We start from the raw sequence: 23,353 nt of genomic DNA, 5'->3' as shown, positions 1-23,353 counted from the left end.
GCCGGGGACGCGGCCCGGACCGTCTTGACGGCCGGAACTGATCCGTGTTGCACTCCGGCTGACATCCATTCAGCACCAGGGGAAGCCGGTCGAACTCCGGCACTGACCCGCAACCGTAGGCCCGGCTCGTGCCGGGCGAGTCGGAATGCCTGGGGCTGGGACATCGGTACGAAGAGCGCCGTCGCGGACTACGGCGTGGTCATCAGCGCCTCCCCGTGGCACCACGGCCGTGTGGGGGCGCATCGCCACGCACGCAGCCGCCCGGCAGAGACGAGGGGCCGCGGTGGGGACCGAACAGCAGGCGAAACGCCGGTCGGGAGCGGGGCGGCGGCTGCTGTCCCTCCTGACCGCCACCTTCCTGACGCTCGGCGCCGGAGTGGTGTTCCTCACGCAGGCCCCGTCGGCCGGGGCCGCTCCGGTCGAGAAGTGCACCCGCACCAAGGGTGCCGTCGTCGCCGTGGACTTCGGTCACTGGGGCGGCCCGGTGGTGCGCGGCTGCGACACCACCCCCACCACCGGCTACGAACTGCTCAGGTCCGGCGGGTTCGGCACCACCGGAACGGGACACGACGGTCCCGGGTTCATCTGCCGCATCGGCACCAGCGGCTTCAAGAACGGCAAGCAGCACCCGACCCCCGCCGACGAGGACTGCGTCCTCACCCCGCAGGCCACCGCCTACTGGTCGTACTGGATCGCCTCCCCCGGCCAGCGGAGGTGGACGTACAGCCCGCTGGGCGCCATGTCGCGCACCCTCAAGCCCGGCGACGTGGACGCCTGGGTCTTCGGCGGCACCGACATCGGCGGCACCAGGGGCAGGCCCACCTTCACCCCCGACGACGTCCGCCCGCCGGGCGGAGATCCGCCGGCGCCGGGCGACCCGGCCGCGCCGAACGTGCCCCGGGGGACGGTCGACCTGCCCGCCGCGACCCGCTGGCTCACCGATCGGCTGACGAACGGGCAGCGGATCGTCGTCGACGGCGACACCGCGCCGAACTACCTCGCGACCACCGAGGTCGCCTACGCGCTGGCCTCCCTCGGCGACGCGAACCCGACGGCCCGCAGGATCGCCGACTACCTGGGCAGGACCGAGCACACCGAGGCGTACGCCTACCCGGCCGGGAAGGACGAGGCGCCCGACGCCACGGCCGCCGCCCGTCTCGCGCTCGTCGCCGAGGCCACCGGCAAGGACCCCCGGGCCTTCGGCGGCCACGACCTCCTCGGCGATCTGCTGGCGAACGTCTGCCTCAGCGGCTCCGACGCGCCGCAGCCCGTCCCCGGCTGCGCGACCAGGGGCGACTTCCGTACGACCGGACAGACCGAGGGCCAGGCCCTGGCCGTGATCGCGCTGCTGAGCGGCGGGGTGAGACCACCGGCCGACGCCGTGACACGACTGGCCGAGCTCCAGTGCGACGACGGCGGATTCCCCAGCTTCCTGGTCCTGGAAGGCCAGGTGTGCGAGAGCGAGGCCGGAAGCACCGCCCTCGTCGCCCTCACGCTCCAGGCGGCGGGCGGCCACACGCCCGTGGTGACCAGGGCCCGTTCCTCGCTCAAGAAGGCCCAGTTCCGGACGGGCGCCTGGCCCGCGACCGCACACGGCGTCCCGGGCAGCGCCCACGCCACCGGCTGGACGGCCCCGACCCTGCGGGCCCTGGGCGACAGGGCGCACGCGGACGCGGCGGTCTCCTGGCTCTCCCGGCAGCAGCTCCCCGGGGGCGGCTTCGCCTTCGAGGAGGGCCTCACGGACCCGCTGCTCTACGCGACCACCGCGGCGGTCGTCGCGGGCGCGAAGAGCGATCTGGTGACGCTGACCACCCCGGAACCCGCGACCCCGCCGACCACGCCCCCGACCACCCCGCCCACGACGGGGCCCACCGCTCCCCCGGCCGGTGAGGGCCCGGACCTCAGGAAGGGTTCGGCCTTCCTCGCCGACCACAGAAGGCTGATCCAGGGCCGGTACTACGAGGGCAGCCCCCGCTTCGCGGACTACGGCATGACCATCGACGGCGCCTACGCGCTCGCCGCCACCGGCCACGACGACAGGACCCTGCGCAACATCGTGGACTTCCTCGACAAGGGCGGCAGGGACGCCATGGGCCGGGGAGTCCACGACTGGACGAAGATCGGGACCGCGTACGCCGGTGGCGGCTTCATCGGCAAGGCGGCGGTGCTCGCCGAGTCCGTGGGCCGTGACCCGCGTGACTTCGGCGGGCGGGACCTCATCGGCGCCCTCGCCGAGGGGGTCTGCCGGGCGGCGACCCCGGCGACGCCCAGGAAGTGCGCGGCCCGGGGCAACTACACGTACGCGACCTCCGTCTTCTCCCAGTCCCTCGGCATCATCGCCCAGGTCAGGGCCGGTGAGACGGCCGCCGCGGCCGGGCCCATCGCCTATCTGAAGAGCCTCCAGGACCCGTCCACGGGCGCCTGGCCCAGCCTCATCGGCGAGCCGAGCGCGGTCGAGGTCGACTCGACCGCGATGGCCGCGATGGCCCTGGACCTGTTGTCGGACGACGCCTCCCGGGCGGCCGTGGACCGGTCCCTGGCCTGGCTCGCCGCCCAACAGCTCCCGGACGGAGGGTTCATGGGCGCCTCCGGCAACTCGGTGAACTCGGCCGCCCTCGCCGTCCAGGGCCTGTCGCTGGACGCCGGAAAGTACCCGGCCCAGCTCGCGAAGGCCCGGAAGTTCCTGGCCTCGCAGCAGAACGGGGACGGCGGATTCAACGTGATCAAGGGCGGCCAGCCCGGATCGGACGTCCGCGCCTCCGCACAGGCGGTCGGCGGGGCCACCGGCGTCTCCTTCGGCGTACTGGCCCGTGACCTGAGCGGTACCACCCCCGAACCGGTCCCGAGCATCTCCCCGGCGCCCTCCCCCTCGACGCCACTGATCATCACCCCGGGCGGGGAGACCGGCGGCTCCGGGGGTACGGCCTCCGGCACGGGCGGGGGCAGTCTCGCCGCGACCGGCTCCCAGGTCACCGGCCTCGCCGTCACGGCCGTCCTCCTGGTCCTCGGCGGCTGGGTCACGACCCGGACCGCCCGGCTCCGCCGCGTCACCTCCGACGGTCCGAGGCCCGCGCCCGGCCGAACGCCCGCCGACGGTACGGCACCCTCACCCGGCCGTACGACCGCTGAAGGCGGTCGGTCGTGACCGCCCGCCGCGCCCCGCGCGCCCTCGCCCGTACGGCCGCCGCGCTCGGGCTGACGGTGGCGGCCCTCGCCGCCACCACGGCCCCGGCCGGAGCCGCCCCGCAGCCGATGGGCCGGTGCACCACCTCGTCGGGCGCCGTCCTCGCCGTCGACTTCAGCCACTGGGGCGGGCCCGTCTACCGCTCGTGCGGCACGACACCCACCACCGGCTACGAACTCCTGAACCAGGGCGGCTGGCGGACCACCGGCACCGGCCACGACGGCCCGGCCTTCATCTGCCGCATCGGCTACAGCGGCCACCAGGGCGGCAAGCAGTTCCCCACGCCCCGGCAGGACGACTGCGTCCTCACCCCGCCCGCCTCCGCGTACTGGTCGTACTGGCACGCCGACCCGGGCCAGAACACCTGGACGTACAGCCAGCTCGGCGCCATGCTCTACCGGCCCAAGCCGGGCAGCGTCGACCTGTGGATCTTCGGCGGCACCGACATCGAGGGCACCCGGGGCCGCCCCACCCTCACCCCCGACCAGCTGCGCGCCAAGAACACCCGGCCCACGGGGGGCGGCACGCCCGCGCCCGAGAACTCCAGGACCGCGCCGCCGCTCCCGCCGGACGTCGGCACCGGGCCCGCCCCGGAGAACCCGCCACCGGCCGATCCGACCCCTCCCCCGACAACGGCGCCTCCGACGAAGGCAACCTCCCCTCCGGCGTCGCGGACCCCGTCCCCCTCGCACAGCCCGTCGCCGAGCCCGTCGACGACCGTCCCGGCGCCGCCGCCGTCCTCCGCTCCCGCCACCGCCTCCGGCCCCAGGGTGGTGGACGCGGCGCCCGCCGCCGACGCCTCCCACGACGCGGGCTCGTACCTGCCCGCCGTCGTCACCGGGGTCCTGGGACTGCTGATCGGCGCCGCCGCCGTGTTCGCGGCCAGACGCCGCCGTCGTACGGAGTAACGCGTGCCCCACACCCCCTCGGCAGCCACCGAGCCGTCCGCGTCCGGCCTCGCGCCCGACGCGGGCGGCCGCCGTCTGCCCCGCACCCTGCACCCGGTCGCCTGGTGGATCTGGGCCCTGGCCCTCGCCACCGCCGTCAGCCGCACCAACAACCCGCTGCTGCTCTTCCTGGTCCTCGCCGTCCTCGGATACGTCATCACCGTGCGCCGCACCGAGGCCCCCTGGGCACGCGGCTTCAAGTACTACCTGTACCTGGCCCTCACCGTGGTGGCCCTCCGGGTGGTCTTCCGCGCGGTCTTCGCCACCGGCATCACCCCCCGCGACCACTTCCTCTTCTCCCTCCCGCACATCCCGACCCCCGACTGGTACGCGGGCATCCAGATCGGCGGCCCGGTCTCCCTGGAGGCGCTGCTCTCCGCCGCGACCGACGGACTCCGGCTCGCCGCCATGCTCTGCTGCATCGGCGCCGCGAACACCCTCGCCAACCCCAAACGGGCCCTGCGCATCCTGCCCGGCGCGCTGTACGAACTCGGCGTCGCCGTCACCGTCTCGCTCAGCGTGGCGCCCCAACTCGTCCAGAGCGTCCAGCGGGTGCACCGGGCACGGCGGCTGCGCGCCGGACGCTCCAAGGGGCTGCGCGCGCTGCGGGGCATCATCGTCCCGGTCCTCGAAGACGCCCTGGAGCGGTCCCTGCGGCTGGCCGCGGCCATGGACTCCCGGGGCTACGGCCGGGCCGGGACCGCCACCCGCCGCTCGCGCCGGGCCACCGGCGCCCTGATGCTGCTCGGCATGTGCGGCCTGTGCGCGGGAGCGTACGGGCTCCTCGACGCCACCGCGCCCGCCCTGCTCGGCTTCCCCGCGCTCGCGGCGGGGACCGCGCTGTGCGTGGCCGGGCTCCGGCTCGGCGGCCGCCGGGTCACCCGCACCACCTACCGGCCCGACCCCTGGCGGGCCGCCGAGTGGGGCGTCGCCGGGTGCGGGGTGCTGTCCGCCGTCCTGCTCTTCGCCGGGGCGGGCTTCGACGCCGCCGAGCTGAACCCGTCGATCTACCCGCTCAGCTGGCCCACCCTGCCGCTGGTGCCGGCCGCCGCGATCCTGCTGGCCGGGGCCGCCGGGTTCCTGGCCCCGCCCCCGAGCCCGCCCGTCCGGACGGCCGTCCCTCCGCAGCGCACCGAGGAAGTCATGTGATCACCTTCGACCAGGTCACCGTCCGGTACGAGGACACGGCCGAACCCGTCCTGCGGGACGTGGACCTCACGGTGGAGGAGGGCGAACTCTGCCTCGTCGTCGGGCACACCGGCGTCGGGAAGTCCACCCTCCTCGGCGCGGTCAACGGTCTCGTCCCGCACTTCACCGGCGGCACCCTGTACGGCACCGTCACCGTCGACGGCCGCGACACCGCGAGCCATCCGCCGCGCGAACTCGCCGATGTCGTCGGTGTCGTCGGCCAGGACCCGCTCGACGGCTTCGTCACCGACACCGTCGAGGAGGAACTCGCCTACGCCATGGAACAGTTGGCCGTCCCTCCGGCGACGATGCGGAAGCGGGTGGAGGAGACCCTCGACCTGCTCGGCCTGGCGGACCTGCGCCACCGGGCCCTCCACGAGCTCTCCGGCGGCCAGCAGCAGCGCGTCGCCATCGGCTCCGTCCTGACCGCGCACCCCCGCGTCCTCGTCCTCGACGAGCCCACCTCGGCCCTGGACCCCACGGCCGCCGAGGAGGTCCTCGCCGCCGTCACCCGGCTCGTCCACGACCTCGGCGTCACCGTCCTGCTCGCCGAGCACCGCCTGGAACGGGTGGTGCAGTACGCGGACCGCGTCATCCACCTCCCCGGGGACGGACGGGTGGTCTCCGGGCCGCCCCCGGAGATCTTCCGCACCTCGTCCATCGCCCCGCCCATCGTCGAACTCGGCCGGACCGCCGCCTGGTCGCCGCTGCCCCTGTCGGTCCGCGACGCCCGCCGGGCCGCGACGCCCCTGCGGGCCCGGCTGCGCGACACGGCTCCCCCTCCGGTGCGGACCGCGCCGGACCCGGACCGCGCCGCCCTTCTCACCGCCCGGGGCGTCACCGTGTCGTACCAGGGCGTGCCCGCCGTCCGGGAGGTCGATCTCGACCTGTACGGCGGGGAGGTCACCGCCCTGATGGGGCGCAACGGGTCCGGCAAGTCCTCCCTGCTGTGGGCGCTCCAGGGCTCCGGCCCCCGCAGGTCGGGCTCGGTGTCGGTGGAGGGCGGCGGAGCCGCGAAGGCCCGCGACCCCAGGAAGGTTCCGGCCGCGGAGGCCCGGCGGCTCGTCGGACTCGTGCCGCAGACCCCCACGGACCTTCTTTATCTGGAGAGCGTCAAGCAGGAACTCGCCCAGGCGGACGCCGAGTCGGGGGTCACGGACGGGGGCGTCACGGCCCGTGCGCTGCTGGACCGGCTGGCGCCCGGCATCCCCGACACCAGCCATCCCCGGGATCTGTCGGAAGGTCAGAAACTGGCGCTCGTCCTGGCGATCCAGCTCGCCGCGGCCCCCCGGGTCCTGCTGCTCGACGAACCCACCCGGGGACTCGACTACCGCGCCAAGGGCGCGCTGACCGGCATCGTGGACTCTCTCGCCGCCGAGGGGCGCTCGGTCGTCGTCTCCACCCACGACGTGGAGTTCGTCGCCCGGTCCGCCGACCGGGTGGTGGTCATGGCCGAGGGGGAGGTCGTCGCGGACGGGCCCACCACGGAGGTCATCGTCGCCTCCCCCGTCTTCGCCCCGCAGACCGCGAAGATCCTGGCCCCGCTGCCCTTCCTCACCGTGGACCAGGTGGCCGCCGTGCTCGACGCCGACGGAACGGACCCGGACGCGTGAGCGGGCGCACCACGGCCATCCGCATCCGCGCGCGGGCCGGGGTCGTCATCGCCTTGGCGTCCTTCCTCGGTGTGGTCGCGTTCTTCTGGCCCTTCCTGGTCGCGCCGGGGAAGTTCGGCTCGCACTACGCCCCTCCCCTCATCTTCGGGGTCCTCCTCGTCGTCGTGCTCTGTGTGGTGGTCTCGGAGATCGCCGAGGGCGGCATCGACTCGAAGGCCCTGGCGATGCTGGGGGTGCTCTCGGCGGTCAACGCCGCCGTCCGTCCGCTCGGCGCGGGCACGGCGGGCATCGAGACGGTGTTCTTCGTCCTGGTGCTCGCGGGCCGGGTGTACGGCCCCGGCTTCGGCTTCACCCTCGGCTGTACGTCCCTCTTCGCGTCGGCGCTCATCACCGGCGGGGTCGGGCCCTGGATGCCGTACCAGATGTTCGGCTGTGCCTTCGTGGGGATGCTCGCGGGCTTCCTCCCGAAGGCCACGGGGCGCCGGGAGGTCGCGCTCCTCGCGGTGTACGGCTCGCTCTCCGGCTACCTCTTCGGGTTCCTCCTGAACCTGTCCTTCTGGCCCTTCTCCCTCGATCCGCACAGTTCCATCGCCTACCTCCCGGGGCTGCCCTTCACCGAGCAGTTCCAGCGGTACGTCGCCTTCGACCTGGCCACGTCCCTCGGCTGGGACACGGGCCGCGCCGTCACCAACTTCGTCTGCGTCGTCCTCGCGGGCCCGGCGGTCCTCACGGTCTTCCGGCGGGCCGCCCGCAAGGCCCGTTTCCAGGCCCCGGTGCGCTTCGTCTCCCCGCCGGGTCCGGGCGGGGACGCGGTCTGACGGAGGGGCGCGGGCAGGCCCGCGGCACGTCCGCTCCCCCGGCCGGGGGACTCGTCGCCGGGGCCGTCGAGTGGCGCGACGGGCGGCGGGGACACCACGATGAGTACGAGCCTCCACGCTTCCTCGGGGTCGTCGCCGGACGCTCGCGTCCACCGGGCCCGGCCTGTCGCCCACGGCCGTCGGGCGACGGCGTACCACCGGGGAAGGAGCAGCCGGGAATGCGCGCACTGCTGGCCGACGCGGCCCGCACACTGTTCCCCCCGAAGGGGGACCGGCACGGTCCACTGCCACCGCTGCTGCTGGCCCTCACGGTCGTGACGGGTCTGGTGGACGCGGTGAGCTATCTGGGGCTCGGGCACGTCTTCGTCGCCAACATGACGGGCAATGTGGTGTTCCTCGGCTTCGCCCTGGCGGGCGCGGGCGGTCTGTCGGCCCTGGCCTCGGTGGTCTCCCTCGCCGCCTTCCTCACGGGCGCGGTCGCCGGGGGCCGGTTCGGCGTCCGGTTCGGCGAGCACCGGGGACGGCTGCTGGCCGGGGCCATGGCCGTACAGGCGGTGCTGTTCGCCGGAGCCCTCGGCACGGCCCTCGCGGGCCACGACACCACGACCGCCGCCGTCCGGTACGCCCTGATCGTGCTCCTCGGACTCGGCATGGGCCTGCAGAACGCGGTGGCCCGGCGGCTGGGTGTCCCGGACCTGACGACGACCGTGCTCACCGGCACCCTGACCGGGATCGCCTCCGACTCCGGCACGTCCCGTGGGGCGGCGCCCCGGCCCGGCCGCCGGGTCCTGTCCGTCCTGGCGATGCTCCTCGGTGCCCTGACCGGGGCCCTGCTCCTGAAGGTCGGGGTCTCCCTGGTCCTGGCCGTGGCGCTGACGCTGCTCGTGGCGGGTGCGGTGGCCCTGTGGCGGCTCTCGGTCCCGGGCACGGTGTGGGCTCGGGCCCCGTAGCCGGCCCGGGGCACTCGGGCCGGCTACGGGGCTACGGCCGTCGGAGGCCGTGCCACCGCCGCGCCCGCGCCCGCCCGGGGGCGGGGACGGCGGTGGGCGGCGGGACGGTGAGACGGGAGCGGACGACCAGTTCCAGGGTGACGGTCACCGCGACGGCCTGGACGGCCATGAGGGCGACGAGGACGAACAGCTGGACGACCCCTGCGGTGAGGGGGTCGGCTCCGCCCAGGAGCATGCCGACGAACGCTCCGGGCAGGGTGACCAGGCCGACCGTACGGGTCTGGTCAAGGCCCGGGACCAGGGCGTCGGCCGCCGCGGGCCGGGCGATCTCGATCCGGGCGTCCCGCCCGCTCAGTCCGAGGGCGAGCCCGGCCTCGACCTCACCGTGGCGCTGGGCGAGGACCGACAGGCTCTGGCGCCCGGCGAGTACGGTCGCGGTGAGCGCCCCGCCGATGAGGATGCCGGTGACGGGGATGAGCGCGATGCCGCGCACCGGCAGCAGGCCGGTGGCGAGCAGCAGGACGACGGCCGGGGCGACGCCTGCGGCGATGGGCACCGCCGTCCACCACCAGGTGGGGTCGGAGGTGATCCTGCGGCCCGCGGTGCGTACGGCGACCCCGTACATCAGCAGCAGGAAGGCGGGCAGGCCGGTGGGCGAGGCGACGACCCAGCCGATGACCAGGGAGACCACCGCCAGTTGCACGGCCGCCCTGATGCCCGCGACGGCGACTTCACGGGCCCGGCCGGAACCCTGGTCCGGGGAGAGCCGGGCGACGGCGGTCACCACGACCGCGACGGCGAGGAGCAGGCAGAGGACGACGCCGAGGGAGACATCGACCGGGAGGAGGGTGGCTGAGGCGGAGTTCATCGCTGGACCCGTCGACGGCGGTGGGGCGCTCGGGCGGTGCCGTCGCGCGGTGCGGGAGCGAGTCTGCACGGGGGGACACCCGGCACGCACCCCGTCGGCCGGTCCCGGGACGGATCCGGCACCGCTTCCGGGGCCGGAACCGAGACCGAGACCGGTCGATCCGGGCCGCGCCGAGACCACCGACGGCCCGGCCCGGCACCGGAGGCTCGTGGAGGGAGGAGGAACGACGGGTGGTCAGTGCCTGTCTGGATTCCCGGGTCGTTGACGGCCGGCTCCCGGCCCGGCGCCTGGGCCAGGTGTACGGCAGCCTGCTCGCCGCGCGGCGGACGGCGGGCGGCGGGCAGCGGGCAGCGGGCGGCGGGCGGCGGGCAGCGGGCGATGACGAGCCCGAGGGCAGAACCTGACGGAACACCCTCAACGCCTTCTGAAAACAGGCCCATTGACAGAAACAGGGGCCTATCGGGGTCGGCCGGCGCGGTCGTAGAGTGATGCGATGGACATCCTGTTCACACTGCTCTCATTCGTTTTACTCATCATGATCCTTTGCGGTGTGAACGCCTTGCGTGGCCCCCACAGAGTGGCTCTGTGGCGGAAGGTCCTCTACGTACTGCTGATGGCCGGGGTCGTGTTCGGGATCGTCTTCTTCGCACGGGCTGGATACGCGGAGTGCAGCGCCCAGCCGGAGGGCTGCACGGGGGGCGGCGGCCCCGGCGAGCGGTGACCGGCTCGGACGAGGGCGGGTATCACATGGTGATCAACTTGCCGGATTCACCGTTGCCGTGCGGGCGGATCCGGTAAGCCCGGTGCGCAGGACGCGCGCACGACCCGCTTCACCGGGCTCGGAGTTCATCGCATCGCGTCCACCGGTCGGCGCGCCCGGCCTCCGCCCGCTCCACCCGCGCCCGGGACGGCGTCCCGCTCATTGCCCGCACAGGCCGGACAGGGACCGGGCAGGGGTCCCGTACCTGGCCCGGCGCTCAGCCTGCTCTCTGCCCTCCGTCCGTGTCATGGGGCGGGGACGGAAGACAGAGAACAGGCTCAGGACAGCGGGAACACTCCCGGCGGCGGACACCCGCCGGAGACCTGTCGGGACCCCGCCCCGCCCGGTCGGGGGGAGCCCCCGCGAGCCGTCGCGGTGCTGCCGTCGTACGGTCGGAAGTGGCGAGGAGGAGTGCGGATGCGCAGAGTGACGTATTCGATGGGCGTCTCACTCGACGGCTATGTCGTCGGCCCGGACGGCACCTTCGACTGGACGGCGATCGACGAGGAGATCTCCCGTCTCGTCATCGACGAGATCCGGGACGTCGGCGTCCATCTGCTGGGCAGACGGCTGTACGAGACGATGCTGTACTGGGAGACGGCCGATCAGGACCCTTCGCTCGACGACTCGATGCGCGAATGGGCCGCGATCTGGAATCCGCTCCCCAAGGTGGTGTTCTCCACCACTCTGTCGGCCGTACGGGGCCATGCCCGACTGGCCACCGGCAGCCTGGCGGAGGAGATCCACCGACTGAAGGCCGAGCCGGGTGAGGGCGACATCGCGATCGGGGGCGCGACGCTGGCCGCCGAGGCGGCCGGGGCGGGCCTGATCGACGAGTACCTGATGAGGGTGTATCCGGTGCTGGTGGGTGGCGGCCTCCCCTTCTTCGCCCACCAGGGACACCGGGTGGACCTGGAACTCCTGGAATCCCGCAGGCTCGTCTCGGGAATCGTCCACCTCCGCTACCGGGTCCGGCGCACGTCGACGTAGGCCACGGACGGACGAGACCGTCGGCCGCTCCGGACGTGCGAACGGAGTCCCCGTCCGCCTCGTCCCGGCGGGGCCCGTGCGGTCGCGAGCGGGCCGCGCCGAGTCCCGTGGCGACGGCCGCGTACGGGCGAGGACCCTCGGCCTGGACGAGCCTGTCGAGACCCTCCCTGCTCGGCACTCCGACGAGGAACCGCGTACCGGCGGCTCACGGCGGACACCACGGCCCGCTCCGGGTCTGCTCCGTCGCCGCCTCCCGCGGTGCCGACCCCCGGAACGACGGGTGGGTGGGAGGTGCTGAGAGGCTGGCGAAACCGGTTGCGGGTGCGGCCGGGCGCCTGAGACCGTGCGGGTTCCCGCAACTGCGACGAGGGCCCGGATGACGATCTACTTCTACGGCGCGGACGACGTTCCTTACGGCTGCTTCTCCAACTTCTCCGCGTACGGCCTGGAGCTCGACGGGCACGTGTGGCCGACCTCGGAGCACTACTTCCAGGCCCAGAAGTTCACCGGCACCCGCCATGCGGACCTGATCCGCCGGGCCCGCACCCCGCTGCGCGCCGCCGAGCTGGGCCGTGACCCGTCCAGGCCGTTGCGGCGGGACTGGGAGCGCGTGAAGGACGACGTGATGCGGCGTGCCGTGACGGCGAAGTTCCAGGCACACGCGGACATCCGCGGCATCCTGTTGTCCACCGCGGACGAGCAGATCGTCGAGGACACCGGCACCGACCACTACTGGGGCCGCGGCAGGACCGGGACCGGCAAGAACATGCTCGGCCGGATCCTGATGCGGACCCGCGCCCGACTCCGCGCCGAAGGCCACGGCCCCTGCGGACACCACTGAACAGCGCGCTCCGACCGGACACCCGACGAGCGGGCGGCACACCCGGCGACGGCCGCCGTGTGGTCCGGCCGCCGTGGGAGGCGTGGTGGCCGGGTCAGGTGGCAGTGGGGGCCGGTGGTGCTGTCGAGGTGGACGATGTCTCCGGTGACGCCACCGTCATCACCCTGGCCTGCGACGCCATCGGCGCGCCGGGGCGCCGGGCGGGGATCGACCGCGTGGATCTACCGGGGCGGCAGACCCGGCCGCGTGCGGGCGGCCAAGGTCTTCGTTCGGCTTCGCGTGTGTCGTCGCGGGCCTACTGATTGAGCTGGTCGTGCTGATTCCCCTGTTCCTCCTGCGGCTCGCGGGACCACGGAGAGAGCCACCAGGGCACGCCGATGGTCGTTTCGGTGGGTTCGCCCGAGACGCGCAGGGTCAGGTCGTTGTCGAATGTGACGTCGAGCGACTCGTCCGCGTTCTCGACGGCCGTCACCACATACCGGTTTTTGATACGGGCCAGTTCCGGCAGCGGGTTGTCCGGGGCCCCGGCCGGGGCGGGGCGGACGTCACCGGGCGTCGTGATCAGCCAGTCCGTGTCCAGGTAGAGCCGCAGCTCACGTTCCGGGCCGCTCCCGGTGTCGAGGAAGGTGAGAAAGGGCCATGCCTGGCGCTCGCCCACCTCGACGACCAGCTTTCCGGGCAGATGTTCAACGGCCATCGGGTCATCCCTTGCGGAGGTACGCGCACGGGTGGCCCGCACCGTCACGAAGGTGCGCCACCTGTACGGGTGTGTGGAGGGCCTGGCACCACCATTCTGCGGGGCGCGGCGCGCTCCGCCACCAGAGCGGGACGCGTGTCCACCGCTCTCTCCTCCGTTCGTCGGCCTCTTCTTCGGACTCCTGGGCGTGCCGGGGAGACCTGCCGCTGAACGGGCTGACCGGTGAGTGCTCGCCGGTGACGGACAAGGTGCGCAGCCCGACAGACCGGGGCGGCTGCACGACACGATGATCTCGCCCGCCTGTGGGACGACCGGTGTCGGCACGTCCGGACGGAACGCCGACGGCCGCGCGACCCAGTGCCAGCACGACAGCGGCGCAGGTCAGCGCAGTGGCTGCCGATCCGGGGAACGCCCGTGTCCCGGGGTCCTGCGGCGAAGCCCCCGCCTCGAAGTGATCCGGACGGGGCGGAGGCTTCGCGATGCCACCGGGCGTCAGCGGAAGAGCAGGGAGGAGCCCCCGGCAGGGGTGGTGACCGATCCCGGGCAGAGGAAGCTGCCGGAGGTCTTCGTCGCGGTGAACGCCTGGTTCACGTACTTGCGGGTGGCGCCTTCGCGGTCCCACAGGACGTTGGCCGCCTTGTAGCGGCAGGAGATGCCGATCTGCGTCCCCGTGATGTCGATGACGTCGGCCTTCGCCTGGCCGACCGCGTCGTCGAAGGTGACGTTGGGGTTGTTGTTGAGGGCGGCGGTGATGCCTCCGGTACAGCTCAGGTTGCCGCCCGGCTTGTTGATGCTGGTGCGGTCGATGGACAGCGCGGTGGGCGGGTTGGCGCTGGTCCGGGCGTTGCTCCAGGTACACGTACTGCCGGAGACCACGATCACGCCGTCAACCTGTTGCACCGCGGTGGGTCCGAAGGCGGTCGCCGCCGTAGCCACTCCGGCGGTGGCCGCGATGATCAGGGCGGTGGCGCACGCGAGTGTCGAGAGCTGTTTCATGTCGCTCCTTCTGGCCGGTCCTCGGGGGTGTGAGCGTCATGGAAGGTCCCACAGGGACCTTGAATTGTCAGGGACTCGTCAATTCTTTGGCCGGATAGCGCTCCCCTGAGCGTTTCTGTCAGCACTCGACGGGTTCTGAACGCGGACCGCTCCCCCGACACCTGATCCGGCACCCTGCCTGAGGCCCTCGCGACCCGGCGCCACCAGCGGGCGCCGGTGCCGACACTGAGCGCTTCTCGTGACGCCGGAGCCGGGCGGACCGGACGGGTCGCCCCGTACGGGGTCGCCCGTACCCGCTCCGGCATTGCCGCCGCAGACGCGCAGCCCCTCGCGGGACGTTCGCCCACGGCACCGGCCAGAAGGGCGGCAAGGGGTCAGGGGCTCTCCGACCGGGCCTTGCCGCACAGCCCTGAAGACGGGATTCCACACGCCCCCCGAGCCCGAGCCCGACAGACCCCCGACTCCCGGCCCCGCACACAGGACGGGCGGCGGACCGGGGCCCGGCATGGCGGCTACCAGCGGGAGCCCGGCGGGTCCGGCCGCGCACTCCCTCCCAGGTCAGCGCACTCGTCCACGCGGCTTCAGCGGGGTCGCGGGCAGCTCCGGTGCGGACAGCCGGGGGCCGTCGTAGCCGTGCACCTCACCGAACCGGGAACCCTTCTCCCAGTCGTCTCGCGCCTGCGTGATCTCGTCACCGGACCGGCCCACGAAGTTCCACCACATGACGATCTCCTCCTCGAAGGGTTCGCCGCCGAGGAGCATCAGGCCCGCGTCCGAGTCGGCGCGCAGCGGAAGCTCCGTACGGCCGCAGCCGAGGTAGAGCATGGAGCCGGGCAGGACGGGGACACCGTCGACGTGGGCCTCGCCGGACATGGCGAGGACCGCGTACTCGAAGTCGGGATCCAGCGGGAGACTCGTCTCCGTGCCCGAGGTCAGCGCGAGGTCGGCGCCGACGAGCGGGGAGTACGTGGTGCCGGGCGAGGCGGCCCCGTCGAGGGCGCCGAGGATCACGGTGGCCGTGAGGCCGGGGGCGGTGACCCGGGGCAGCTCGGCATGGTGCTGGAAGTGCGGTTCGACGTGCCGGTGCGCGTCGGGAAGGGCGACCCAGAGCTGGGCGCCGTGCAGGAAGCGGGCGTGCGGACGGGGGCTCTCCTCGGAGTGGGAGATCGCGCGGCCGGAGGTCATGAGGCCCAGTTCGCGCGGGCGGACGGTCTGCAGGCTGCCGGTGGAGTCGCGGTGCAGGACCTCGCCCTCGTGGAGCCAGCTCACGGTCTGGAGGCCCATGTGCGGGTGGGGCGGGACCTGCATGCCCGGTTCCTCCGCGATGTCGTCGGGGCCGTAGTGGTCGACGAACGCCCAGGCGCCCACCATCCTCCGGCCCAGGTTGGGGAGCAGGCGGCGGACCTCGGTCGACTCTCCGAGGCGGACCCGGCGCGGGCTGAGGAGTTCCCGTACCGGCTCGGCGACGACGAACCCGCGCCCGCCGCACACGGTCAGGGCGGCCTGACGATCAAGATTGCTCATGACACTCGACCCATCTAGTGGAATGTTCAACCATCCAGGTTTGTTGACCTGGTCGACCGCCACACAGCGTGGCAGATCCGGGCCGCTGGAAAGGAAAGCAAGTGAGCGACACGTACTACGAGTTCGGAACGGCCGGAGAGCGCTGGGACCGGGCCCGGTTCTTCTTCGACGCGAAGGAGTACGGAACCGCCGTCCGTATCCTGCGGGGCCTCGTCGCCGAGCACCCGGAGCAGACGGCCCAGCGGCTCCTGCTCGCCCGCGCCTACTACCACTCCGCCCAGCTCTCCCGGGCCGAGACCGAGCTGCTCGCCGTCCTGGAGCGCGACCCGGTCGAGCAGTACGCCCGGCTGATGCTCGGCCGCACCCTGGAGCGCCAGGGCCGCCAGGACGAGGCCACGCCGCACCTGCGGCTGGCCGCCGCGATGGCGGGCGAGACGCCGGACGTCTGAACCGGCGCACCGCACCGGCCCCGCCACGTGTGCCCCGGGTCCCCGTCACGGGACCCGGGGCACACGTCTGCCGTACGCGCCCCGACCCGTGGGCCTGGGTCTGTGGTGACAGTGGATCCTGTTCGTTGATGATCATGCCCGGCGGGACGCGGGGATCCGACGAAGGGGCAGTGAGCCCCGGCTGGAGTCTTTGCCGCCGACGGGCGTCGAGCCGGGTCTCCGCAGGTGTCGGCGCAGCGGCTGCTGATGGACGGCAGCCGGTGGCGGACGCGGACTGGCGCCCGTGGCGGGACGTGCCCGAACGCCGGCCCCGGCAGGGGACCCGCTCGCAGCCAGCCCCCTGGATGCGGGGAGGGATCGTGCGGTCGGTTCCTGGCGGCTCAGGCTTCGACCCGTACCCAGGTGTCGCCGCCGCGGATCCAGAGGACGCCATCGCGGCCCTGGACGCACCGTCTGGTCACCGGCTCTGGTAGTCGCAGGTGCTCCTGAGAGGTGATCACCCAGGCATCGTCGATGAGTTCGGCGCGGTTCAGTTCGACGCCGGGTCGGTGGTGAAACTGGTGACTGAGAAGCATCCGGGTGCCCCGGACGGCGATCCCATCGGTGTCTCCCAGGGGTTGGCGGTAGCTGGTGACGCTGCCGGCGGCGGGATCCACCCGGGACAGGAAGGAACCTTCGGGGCTGTACCAGCCGAGCCAGGCCACCTCCTCCTCGGTCGTGCCCGCGATCCCGCCGAGGGGCAGTACGGGGAGTCTCCCTTGTCCCAGAGGGCCCCAGGTCTGGCCGCCGTCGGTGTTCCAGCGGGCCAGGCCCTCACTGGACGCGGGGTGGTTTCCATGAATGCCCTCGTCACCGTGCGAGGTCCAGATGCCGCCGTCGCGGTCGGTGACGAGGTAGTCGAGGTCATCGCCGATACAGATATGACTTATCGGATATCCCCCCGGAGAGTAGACAACCGCGTTACTCTCCCAGGCCCCGGTCCCGTCCTGGCTTGTACGGCGTGACGCCAGCAAGAACCGTGACCACGAGAGCAGGGCCAGGTGGCCCGTGCTCGCGGTTATTCCGGTGACCGGAGTGCGGCGTTCCACTCCGTCCGAGACCACGACCAACACGCCGTCGCACGGAGCCACCACCCTCCACCCGACCCATCCCCTGACGTACGGGGAGCGGTGGAGGTTCCGGCTGTGGACCAGCATCACCGCGAGTTCGCCGCCCGGTCCGACGGTCCACCAGAGGGCCCGCCATCCGGCTCGGGCGTCCTCGGGGGGCAGGCTCCACACTGCGGGCGGTTCGCCAGGCGTCATCGGCACACCTCTGGGACTCCAGACCCCAACGGTGCCCGAAGAGACGTACGTTACCGAACGGTGGTCGCGGTGCTCACCAGCCCCGTACCGGAAGCACTCAGCGGGCCGACGCGCTACGCGCGGACGACCCGGCTTGATGTCCGCGGCTCACGCCGGGCTACCGGCGATTCGGTCGGGATCACACCCCACAGGACGTGATCCCGACCAAAACAAGATCCACTTTCGCGACAGACCCTACGTCCACGGCCCAGCCACCACCGCCACCGCCGTGGCCACCACCACCGCCACCGCTATGGCCACGGCCGCACACCGCCTCCCCGCCCGGCGGGGCCTCACATCGCCTTGATACCCCCTCGCGGTATATTCGGCGCGGGAGGTTCATGACTGTGCGTGCACACCGGGCGGGATGCGGGCTGCGGACGGAGGGTGCGCTGGCGCACCTTCTGCTCGTCGTCGTGCTCGCGCTCGGCGTGTTCCTGATGCATGTCGTCGGTCACCCCGAGGGATCCGGCGGCGACACGGCGAGCGGTACCGGAGCCGTCTCCTCCGAGGCCTCCGGGGCCGGGACCCATGGCTCCCCAGAGACGGTCACCGTCAGTGCCTCCGGTGCCTCCGGTGCCTCTGCCGCCTCCGCGATCATGGTCACGGACTCCGCCGCCGCCCCCGACGGCTCCCACCACGGCGGTGGGTCCGACGCCCGGCACGAGCCGGGGTCCGGAATGGACATGACCACCCTCTGTGTGGCCGTCCTCGCCGGATGGCTGCTCTCCGGTCTGGTCCGCGCCGCCCTGGTGCGCCGCCCCGACTGGCTCACCCTCCTCCTCGCGCGGCTCGTCCCCGCGCTCGGGCCGCACGCGCCACCGCCCCGGCCCCCCGACCTCACCCGACTGTCCGTCCTGCGGATCTAGGCCGTACGCCACCGCGGGCGCCTCGCGCTGCCCGTGAACGTCTCTGCCACCTTTTCTTCCGCGTACGAACAGCACACGAGGTCTCACCATGCGTACCTTCACCCAGCGCACCACCCGGAAGCTCGCCCTCGTCGGCGCCGTCACCGCGACCGGGCTCCTGCTCGCCGCCTGCGGCACCGACGACAGCATGAGCGGTATGGACCACAACGGCACGTCGGCCTCCGCCTCCGCCACCGCTTCCGCCACCACCGGGACGCCCTCCGGCGCCGCCACGGACGCCGCCGCCCCCGGCCCCTTCAACGACGCGGACGTGATGTTCGCGCAGATGATGATCCCCCACCACGAGCAGGCCCTGGAGATGGCGAAGCTCGCCGACGGGCGGGCCGCGGACTCCGAGATCAAGTCGCTGGTCAACGCGATCGACAAGGCCCAGGACCCGGAGATCCAGAAGATGAAGGCCTGGCTGAAGGGCTGGAACAAGCCCGAGTCCGCCGGGCACGGCTCCGGCGGTCACTCCATGTCCGGAATGATGTCCGAGAAGGACATGAAGGACCTGGCCGCCGTCAAGGGCAAGGCCTTCGACCGGAAGTTCGCCGAGCTGATGATCGCCCACCACGACGGCGCCGTGGAGATGGCGAAGGAAGAGCAGAAGAAGGGCGCCAACGCCACGGCGAAGGCCCTCGCCGACGACGTCGTGCGCACCCAGTCCGACGAGATCTCCGCCCTGCGGAAGATCCTCGACCGGCTCTGAGCGGCTCCCTCCTCCCCCTCCCCCGGCCGCCGCGCGCCCGCGCGTGACGGCGGCCCGTCCCCCTTCCGGGACGGGCCGCCCCGTCGCCGCGCCCGCGCCCCGGCCCTCCGCTCACCAGGCGAAAGAACCATGACGAAGCACTTCTCCGCCCTCCCGGCCCGTGGCCTGCGGGGTGCCGCCGCGCTGGCCGCCACCGCGCTCGCCCTGACCCTCACCGCCTGCTCGTCGTCCGACGGCGAGCGGACCGGAACCACGTCCGGCTCCGGGACGGCCCTCAGCCACATCCACGGCCTCGGCGTCCGGGGCGACACCCTCTACGTCGCCACCCATCAGGGCGTCCACACCCCTGACGCCGCCGGGCGGCCCACCCCGGTCGGTGACCGCCGCGACGACTTCATGGGCTTCACGATCGCCCCGGACGGCACCTTCCTCGCGAGCGGCCACCCGGCGCCCGGCACCGGTGGCCCCGCCGACCTCGGGCTCGTCGCGTCCACCGACGCCGGACTCACCTGGCGGACCAGATCGCTTGCCGGGAAGGTCGACTTCCACGCCCTGGACACCGCGTCCGATGCCACCGTCTACGGGTACGACAGCGCGAACGGTCTGCTGCGGGTCAGTGCCGACGGCGTCACCTGGGACGACCGGGCCGCCCTGCGCGCCCTCGACATCGCCGTCTCCCCCGCCGCGCCCGGCACCGTCCTCGCCACCACCGAGACGGGTGTCGTCCGCAGCACGGACGGCGGCCGGACCTTCGTTCCCGCTTCGGACCGGGTCGTCGCGTACGTGGACTGGGCGTCGCCCGACGCCCTGTTCGCCGTCGATCCCGACGGCGTCCTGTACCGGGGGTCCGGTGGCGGCACCGGCTGGACCCGGGTCTCGTCCGTTCCCGGCGGCGCCCCGCAGGCGCTGACCGTCGTGGACGCCGGGCGGCTGCTCGTCGCCACGCAGGACGGGGTGTACGAGTCCCGGGACGCGGGCCGTACCTTCACCCGGCGCGTGACCGTGACCTCGGGGAACGCGGAACACTGACGGGACCGACGGGTGGGGGGCGCCGTCACCGCGCACGGCGTCCCCGCCCGTCGACCGGCCTCCGGCGCGTACCCGCCCGGCCTCCGACGCGTACCCTCGCACCCTCCGTCAGTACCTACGGCGGCAGGCAGGTACGGGCGCCCGCACCCGACACGGAGCGAGGAGCCCGGGTGCCGCTATGCGGCGAGGACCGCGAACGCCTCGTCGAGCAGGGCGTCGAGGTCGGAGCGCCCGTCGGAGGCGGTCCAGTGGTCGAGGGCGACGTTGAGGCAGTCCAGCGCGGCGGCGGCCCGGACGGTCTGCGCGAGGGTGCCGGGGCCGGGGTCGCCGGAGCGCGCGGCGAGGGACCGGGCCAGGCCCGCCCGCCAGCCGTCCTGCTTCTCCAGGCGGCGCGCGCACAGTGACGAGGTCTCCCTGACCAGGGCCGTCAGCGCCAGGGAGTGCTCGGGGTCCCGCCGGTAGGGGTCGAGGACGTGGTCCATGGCCCGGCGCAGAGCCGTCCAGTCGTCCTCGGCCTCGGGCCGGTCGCGCAGGACCGCAGCGAGTTCCTCTCCCTGCGCGTCGAAGGCGCCGAGGACGGCGTCCTCCTTCGTACGGAAGTAGCGCAGGAAGGTACTGCGCGAGACGCCCGCGGCCGAGGCCAGGTCGTCGAGGGTGACCTTGTCGAACCCTTCGCGGCGGAAGAGGCCGAAGGCCACCTGCGCCAGCTCCGCCCGTACGGCTTCGCGTGCGATGCCCCGCGTGGTGCCCCTCGTCGTGTTCGTCACCGCGACCGCCCTCCTGCTTGGTTCTCCATCCCGGTGATGATACAAAGAAACAGATGTGGAACTCAGTGTCATAGATGACCCTGAGGATTGAACACGTGCCTGGCGTTCATGTGCGGCGCTCCCTCGGAGCGGCCGACGGCCCGACGGCACCCACCCCGTCCCCCTACGCACGGAGACACGACCATGACCCGCACCCTGGGCATCATCGGCAGCGGAATGATCGGCGGCACGGTCGCCCGCCTCGCCGTCGACGCCGGACTCGACGTCGTCCTGAGCAATTCGCGCGGCCCCCACACCCTCACCGAACTGGTCACCGAGCTGGGGCCGCGCGCCCGTGCGGCGACCGTCACCGAGACGGCACAGGCCGTCGGCCTCGTGGTCGCCGCCGTCCCCCTGGGCGCCGTGGACGGACTCCCCGCCGACGCCCTGGCGGGCCGCACCGTGATCGACGCGACCAACTACTACCCGCAGCGCGACAGCGCCATCGCCGCGCTCGACACCGGGGAACTCACCTCCAGCGCGTTCGTGCAGCGGCGCCTCGGCGCCTCGCGCGTGGTCAAGGCCCTCAACAACGTCTTCTACCGCCACCTGCTCACCCTCGCCCGCCCGGCGGGCGCGCCCGACCGCAGCGCGCTGCCCGTCGCCGCCGACGACCAGTCGGCCAAGGCCGAGGTCATCGCCCTCCTGGACGCCCTCGGCTACGACGCCGTCGACCTCGGCACCCTCGCCGACAGCCGGCCCAGTCAGCCCGGCTCCGCCCTCCAGGCCTTCCCCTACATGCCCCCGCTCCCCGAGGGGATCAGCGAGGAGGAGATCCCGCAGTGGATCTTCCAGGCCCCCGCCGTCCCCGCACCCGCCCACCGCATCCGCGAGATCCTCGCCGCCACCAGCTGAACACCCGGCCCACCACCCGCGTACCGCGGCGGGTGCATCCAGGGGTGCGGTGCGCGGGCCGGGCGGTTCGGCACACGGGGCCGGGCCGGGGAACGTCGGACGGAGCTTCCGGGAGCCTTCCCGGCGAACGGCCCCGGGGAGGCTCCCGGCAAGGTCACCGCCCCGGGGTTCGTACGGCCGGGAGCCCGCCGGTGCCCTCAGGAGGCGCAGACGACGTCCCGCGCGGGCAGGGTCCCGTCCAGCAGATAGTCGTTGACCGTCCGGTTGACGCAATCGTTGGGGTAGTGGAGATAGACCGCGTGGCTGCGGGCGGGGACCGTCACCAGCTTCGAGCCGCGCATCGCCCGGTGCATCCCGAGTCCCGACTCGTAGGTGGTGCGGGTGTCGCCCGTCGCCTGGATCTGGAGCGCGGGCACCTTGTTGTTGATCTTCGTCGGCTTCTCGCGCGGTGCTTCCTTCCAGAAGGCGCAGGGGAGCGGCACATTCGTCACCGGGCCGAAGACGGGGTGTGACGTACGGGCCCGCTCGACCCCCTTCCAGTAGTACTCGGGGTCGCGCGGCATGGGCGCGTCGGCGCAGAGCACCCCGAGCTGGGCGGCGTAGTCGGCCGCCCGCCCCGAGCCCCGCGGATCGGACATCACGTCCAGGAACCCCTTCAGGGCCGGGGGCGCGGTGACCGTCTTTCCGGCGGCGGCGTCGAGCAGGGCGCGCAGCCCGAGCGCGAGGTCGGCGTTCCCCGTGTCGTCGGTGACGAGGCTGAAGAGGACGAGGGGCAGATCGTGGGAAGGGATGCGGTGCCCGTCGATGTGGATCGGCCCGGCACCGGCATCGCGCCGGACGAGCCCCTCGACGGTGGCGCGCACCGCGGCGGGGGTGGTGCCGAGACTGTACTGCCGGTCGCGCGGGGCGGCCCAGCGGGCGAAGTCGTCGAGGGCCTTCTCATTGGCGGGCCCCATCTTCCGCACCATCTCGAAGCTGTGGTAATCGGCGGGGCCGGGGGCGCTGTCGAGGACCAGTCGGTCGATCCTGTGGGGGAACATCTGGGCGTAGACCGCGCCCAGGACCGTGCCGTAGGACTGGCCGAACCAGGAGGTCTTCCGTTCGCCGAGCGCGCTGCGGACGATGTCGACGTCCCGGGCGATGTTGCGGGTCGAGAGATGGGGCAGCACGTCGGGGTACTTGTCCCAGCACGTGCGGGCGTCCTCGCGGGAGAGCCGTACGGACTCGTCGAATCCGGCCCGGTCGGGTCCCGGCGCGCGCAGCCACATCCCACGGGTCAGTCCGCAGTCCACCGGGGTGCTTTCGCCGAGGCCCCGGGTGTCCATCCCGATCACGTCGTACGCGGCGGCCACCTCGGGTGTCATCTTCGACTTGATCACGGCGGGCAGGGACAGTCCCCGCCCGCCGGGGCCACCGGGATTGCTCTGGAGAATGCCGCGCCGCTTCTTCGGGTCCGTCGCTCGGACGCGTGATATCGCGACGGTGAGGGTGCGGCCCTCCGGCTTGCCGTAGTCGAGCGGAACGGTGATGCGGGCGCACTCGGTTCCGGTCCCGGCGAGTGCGGGGTCGTCGCACCCCGCCCAGGTGACGGACTGCTCACGGAAGCGTTCGAGGCCGTCTCCGGCGGCGGAGGGGGAGGCGACCGCGGTGTACCCGGCGGTCGTCATCACCGTGGCGAGCGCGAGGGTCAGGGCCGTTGCTGCGGTGGGCTTCTTCATGCCCTCCACGCTAGAAGCGCCGCACCCCGCGCCCCATGGCGCCAACACCCGTCTCCACCGGGTGCTGGCTCCACCACGGGCGCACCCAGCGCACCGGTGAACACCGTTCTCCAAGCGCTGACTTACGCCTCCACCGCCACCTCGGGCGCGGGTGGCG

At 73.1% G+C, this 23,353-nt stretch carries 21 protein-coding genes and 1 riboswitch; of the genes, 14 read left to right on the top strand and 7 right to left on the bottom strand.

Going from position 1 to position 23,353, the window contains the following annotated elements; genetic code table 11:
* Nucleotides 1-79 precede the first annotated feature (79 nt).
* Nucleotides 80-150: riboswitch (cobalamin riboswitch) on the top strand.
* A gap of 133 nt (nt 151-283) precedes the next feature.
* From ACIRQY_RS02975 to ACIRQY_RS02950, 6 genes are all read left to right on the top strand, one after another.
* On the top strand, nt 284-3,145 hold the full coding sequence (locus ACIRQY_RS02975; protein ID WP_403921985.1) for a prenyltransferase/squalene oxidase repeat-containing protein: 2,862 nt from the start codon (nt 284-286) through the stop codon (nt 3,143-3,145).
* Nucleotides 3,142-4,092 carry a hypothetical protein gene (locus ACIRQY_RS02970; protein ID WP_403921983.1) on the top strand — a complete coding sequence of 317 codons (951 nt, stop codon included), beginning with the start codon at nt 3,142-3,144 and terminating at the stop codon, nt 4,090-4,092. The genes ACIRQY_RS02975 and ACIRQY_RS02970 overlap by 4 nt, the downstream gene beginning before the upstream one ends.
* A gap of 3 nt (nt 4,093-4,095) precedes the next feature.
* A complete protein-coding gene (locus tag ACIRQY_RS02965; protein WP_403921981.1) occupies nt 4,096-5,280 on the top strand; it encodes an energy-coupling factor transporter transmembrane component T in 1,185 nt (394 codons plus the stop codon).
* A complete protein-coding gene (locus tag ACIRQY_RS02960; RefSeq protein WP_403921979.1) occupies nt 5,277-6,932 on the top strand; it encodes an ABC transporter ATP-binding protein in 1,656 nt (551 codons plus the stop codon). The genes ACIRQY_RS02965 and ACIRQY_RS02960 overlap by 4 nt, the downstream gene beginning before the upstream one ends.
* Nucleotides 6,929-7,750, top strand: coding sequence for an ECF transporter S component (locus ACIRQY_RS02955; protein WP_351784537.1), 822 nt, complete (start codon nt 6,929-6,931; stop codon nt 7,748-7,750). Before ACIRQY_RS02960 ends, ACIRQY_RS02955 begins: the two co-directional genes overlap by 4 nt.
* A 218-nt stretch (nt 7,751-7,968) precedes the next feature.
* On the top strand, nt 7,969-8,700 hold the full coding sequence (locus ACIRQY_RS02950) for a YoaK family protein (RefSeq protein WP_351784539.1): 732 nt from the start codon (nt 7,969-7,971) through the stop codon (nt 8,698-8,700).
* Between the two features lie 31 nt (nt 8,701-8,731).
* On the opposite strand, the gene ACIRQY_RS02945 is transcribed toward ACIRQY_RS02950, so the two are convergent.
* The gene (locus tag ACIRQY_RS02945; RefSeq protein ID WP_403921977.1) at nt 8,732-9,568 is read right to left on the bottom strand and encodes an ABC transporter permease; all 837 of its coding nucleotides are present in this window, start codon (nt 9,566-9,568) and stop codon (nt 8,732-8,734) included.
* 550 nt (nt 9,569-10,118) lie between these two features.
* Here ACIRQY_RS02945 and ACIRQY_RS02940 point away from each other — a divergent pair.
* From ACIRQY_RS02940 to ACIRQY_RS02930, 3 genes are all read left to right on the top strand, one after another.
* Nucleotides 10,119-10,289: a hypothetical protein gene (locus ACIRQY_RS02940; RefSeq protein WP_403921975.1), complete on the top strand. Its 171-nt coding sequence runs from the start codon at nt 10,119-10,121 to the stop codon at nt 10,287-10,289.
* 456 nt (nt 10,290-10,745) lie between these two features.
* Nucleotides 10,746-11,318 (top strand): dihydrofolate reductase family protein, encoded by a 573-nt coding sequence (locus tag ACIRQY_RS02935; protein ID WP_403921974.1) that lies wholly within the window; start codon nt 10,746-10,748, stop codon nt 11,316-11,318.
* Nucleotides 11,319-11,694: 376 nt separating this feature from the next.
* Nucleotides 11,695-12,159: an NADAR family protein gene (locus ACIRQY_RS02930; protein ID WP_351784547.1), complete on the top strand. Its 465-nt coding sequence runs from the start codon at nt 11,695-11,697 to the stop codon at nt 12,157-12,159.
* A gap of 295 nt (nt 12,160-12,454) precedes the next feature.
* Here ACIRQY_RS02930 and ACIRQY_RS02925 read toward each other — a convergent pair whose 3' ends face one another.
* From ACIRQY_RS02925 to ACIRQY_RS02915, 3 genes are all read right to left on the bottom strand, one after another.
* Nucleotides 12,455-12,856 carry a hypothetical protein gene (locus ACIRQY_RS02925; protein WP_403921972.1) on the bottom strand — a complete coding sequence of 134 codons (402 nt, stop codon included), beginning with the start codon at nt 12,854-12,856 and terminating at the stop codon, nt 12,455-12,457.
* A gap of 492 nt (nt 12,857-13,348) precedes the next feature.
* Nucleotides 13,349-13,852 carry a hypothetical protein gene (locus ACIRQY_RS02920; protein WP_351784551.1) on the bottom strand — a complete coding sequence of 168 codons (504 nt, stop codon included), beginning with the start codon at nt 13,850-13,852 and terminating at the stop codon, nt 13,349-13,351.
* Nucleotides 13,853-14,410: 558 nt separating this feature from the next.
* A complete protein-coding gene (locus ACIRQY_RS02915; RefSeq protein WP_403921970.1) occupies nt 14,411-15,376 on the bottom strand; it encodes a pirin family protein in 966 nt (321 codons plus the stop codon).
* A 101-nt stretch (nt 15,377-15,477) separates the two neighbouring features.
* On the opposite strand from ACIRQY_RS02915, the gene ACIRQY_RS02910 reads away from it, so the two are divergent.
* Nucleotides 15,478-15,825 (top strand): tetratricopeptide repeat protein, encoded by a 348-nt coding sequence (locus tag ACIRQY_RS02910; protein WP_351784555.1) that lies wholly within the window; start codon nt 15,478-15,480, stop codon nt 15,823-15,825.
* Between the two features lie 380 nt (nt 15,826-16,205).
* On the opposite strand, the gene ACIRQY_RS02905 is transcribed toward ACIRQY_RS02910, so the two are convergent.
* Nucleotides 16,206-16,937: a hypothetical protein gene (locus ACIRQY_RS02905; RefSeq protein ID WP_403921968.1), complete on the bottom strand. Its 732-nt coding sequence runs from the start codon at nt 16,935-16,937 to the stop codon at nt 16,206-16,208.
* A gap of 572 nt (nt 16,938-17,509) precedes the next feature.
* On the opposite strand from ACIRQY_RS02905, the gene ACIRQY_RS02900 reads away from it, so the two are divergent.
* The 3 genes from ACIRQY_RS02900 (at nt 17,510) to ACIRQY_RS02890 (ending at nt 19,817) form a co-directional block, all read left to right on the top strand.
* Nucleotides 17,510-18,037, top strand: coding sequence for a hypothetical protein (locus ACIRQY_RS02900; protein ID WP_403921967.1), 528 nt, complete (start codon nt 17,510-17,512; stop codon nt 18,035-18,037).
* Between the two features lie 88 nt (nt 18,038-18,125).
* Nucleotides 18,126-18,788 carry a DUF305 domain-containing protein gene (locus ACIRQY_RS02895; protein ID WP_403921965.1) on the top strand — a complete coding sequence of 221 codons (663 nt, stop codon included), beginning with the start codon at nt 18,126-18,128 and terminating at the stop codon, nt 18,786-18,788.
* 129 nt (nt 18,789-18,917) lie between these two features.
* A complete protein-coding gene (locus ACIRQY_RS02890; RefSeq protein WP_403921963.1) occupies nt 18,918-19,817 on the top strand; it encodes a F510_1955 family glycosylhydrolase in 900 nt (299 codons plus the stop codon).
* A gap of 176 nt (nt 19,818-19,993) precedes the next feature.
* On the opposite strand, the gene ACIRQY_RS02885 is transcribed toward ACIRQY_RS02890, so the two are convergent.
* Nucleotides 19,994-20,584 carry a TetR family transcriptional regulator gene (locus tag ACIRQY_RS02885; RefSeq protein ID WP_403921961.1) on the bottom strand — a complete coding sequence of 197 codons (591 nt, stop codon included), beginning with the start codon at nt 20,582-20,584 and terminating at the stop codon, nt 19,994-19,996.
* A gap of 183 nt (nt 20,585-20,767) precedes the next feature.
* Here ACIRQY_RS02885 and ACIRQY_RS02880 point away from each other — a divergent pair, with 183 nt between their 5' ends.
* Nucleotides 20,768-21,478, top strand: coding sequence for an NADPH-dependent F420 reductase (locus tag ACIRQY_RS02880; protein ID WP_403921959.1), 711 nt, complete (start codon nt 20,768-20,770; stop codon nt 21,476-21,478).
* Between the two features lie 197 nt (nt 21,479-21,675).
* Here the strand turns inward: ACIRQY_RS02880 and ACIRQY_RS02875 are convergent, their stop codons facing one another.
* Complete coding sequence (locus ACIRQY_RS02875; protein WP_403921957.1) at nt 21,676-23,196, bottom strand: alpha/beta hydrolase; 1,521 nt, start codon at nt 23,194-23,196, stop codon at nt 21,676-21,678.
* Nucleotides 23,197-23,353: the final 157 nt, after the last annotated feature.

It is taken from the genome of Streptomyces sp. NPDC101490 (genome assembly GCF_044767145.1).
Lineage (GTDB): Bacteria > Actinomycetota > Actinomycetes > Streptomycetales > Streptomycetaceae > Streptomyces.
Note: the sequence above shows the minus strand (reverse complement) of the source record. Positions and strands in the feature narration are given on the sequence as shown.

What these genes read in the sequence shown, in the direction of transcription:
- ACIRQY_RS02950 (WP_351784539.1), top strand. Translation starts at nt 7,969, where the DNA reads ATGCGCGCACTGCTGGCCGACGCGGCCCGCACACTGTTCCCCCCGAAG.
- ACIRQY_RS02945 (WP_403921977.1), bottom strand. Translation starts at nt 9,568, where the DNA reads ATGAACTCCGCCTCAGCCACCCTCCTCCCGGTCGATGTCTCCCTCGGC.
- ACIRQY_RS02935 (WP_403921974.1), top strand. Translation starts at nt 10,746, where the DNA reads ATGCGCAGAGTGACGTATTCGATGGGCGTCTCACTCGACGGCTATGTC.
- ACIRQY_RS02930 (WP_351784547.1), top strand. Translation starts at nt 11,695, where the DNA reads ATGACGATCTACTTCTACGGCGCGGACGACGTTCCTTACGGCTGCTTC.
- ACIRQY_RS02925 (WP_403921972.1), bottom strand. Translation starts at nt 12,856, where the DNA reads ATGGCCGTTGAACATCTGCCCGGAAAGCTGGTCGTCGAGGTGGGCGAG.
- ACIRQY_RS02920 (WP_351784551.1), bottom strand. Translation starts at nt 13,852, where the DNA reads ATGAAACAGCTCTCGACACTCGCGTGCGCCACCGCCCTGATCATCGCG.
- ACIRQY_RS02915 (WP_403921970.1), bottom strand. Translation starts at nt 15,376, where the DNA reads ATGAGCAATCTTGATCGTCAGGCCGCCCTGACCGTGTGCGGCGGGCGC.
- ACIRQY_RS02900 (WP_403921967.1), top strand. Translation starts at nt 17,510, where the DNA reads ATGACTGTGCGTGCACACCGGGCGGGATGCGGGCTGCGGACGGAGGGT.
- ACIRQY_RS02895 (WP_403921965.1), top strand. Translation starts at nt 18,126, where the DNA reads ATGCGTACCTTCACCCAGCGCACCACCCGGAAGCTCGCCCTCGTCGGC.
- ACIRQY_RS02890 (WP_403921963.1), top strand. Translation starts at nt 18,918, where the DNA reads ATGACGAAGCACTTCTCCGCCCTCCCGGCCCGTGGCCTGCGGGGTGCC.
- ACIRQY_RS02880 (WP_403921959.1), top strand. Translation starts at nt 20,768, where the DNA reads ATGACCCGCACCCTGGGCATCATCGGCAGCGGAATGATCGGCGGCACG.
- ACIRQY_RS02875 (WP_403921957.1), bottom strand. Translation starts at nt 23,196, where the DNA reads ATGAAGAAGCCCACCGCAGCAACGGCCCTGACCCTCGCGCTCGCCACG.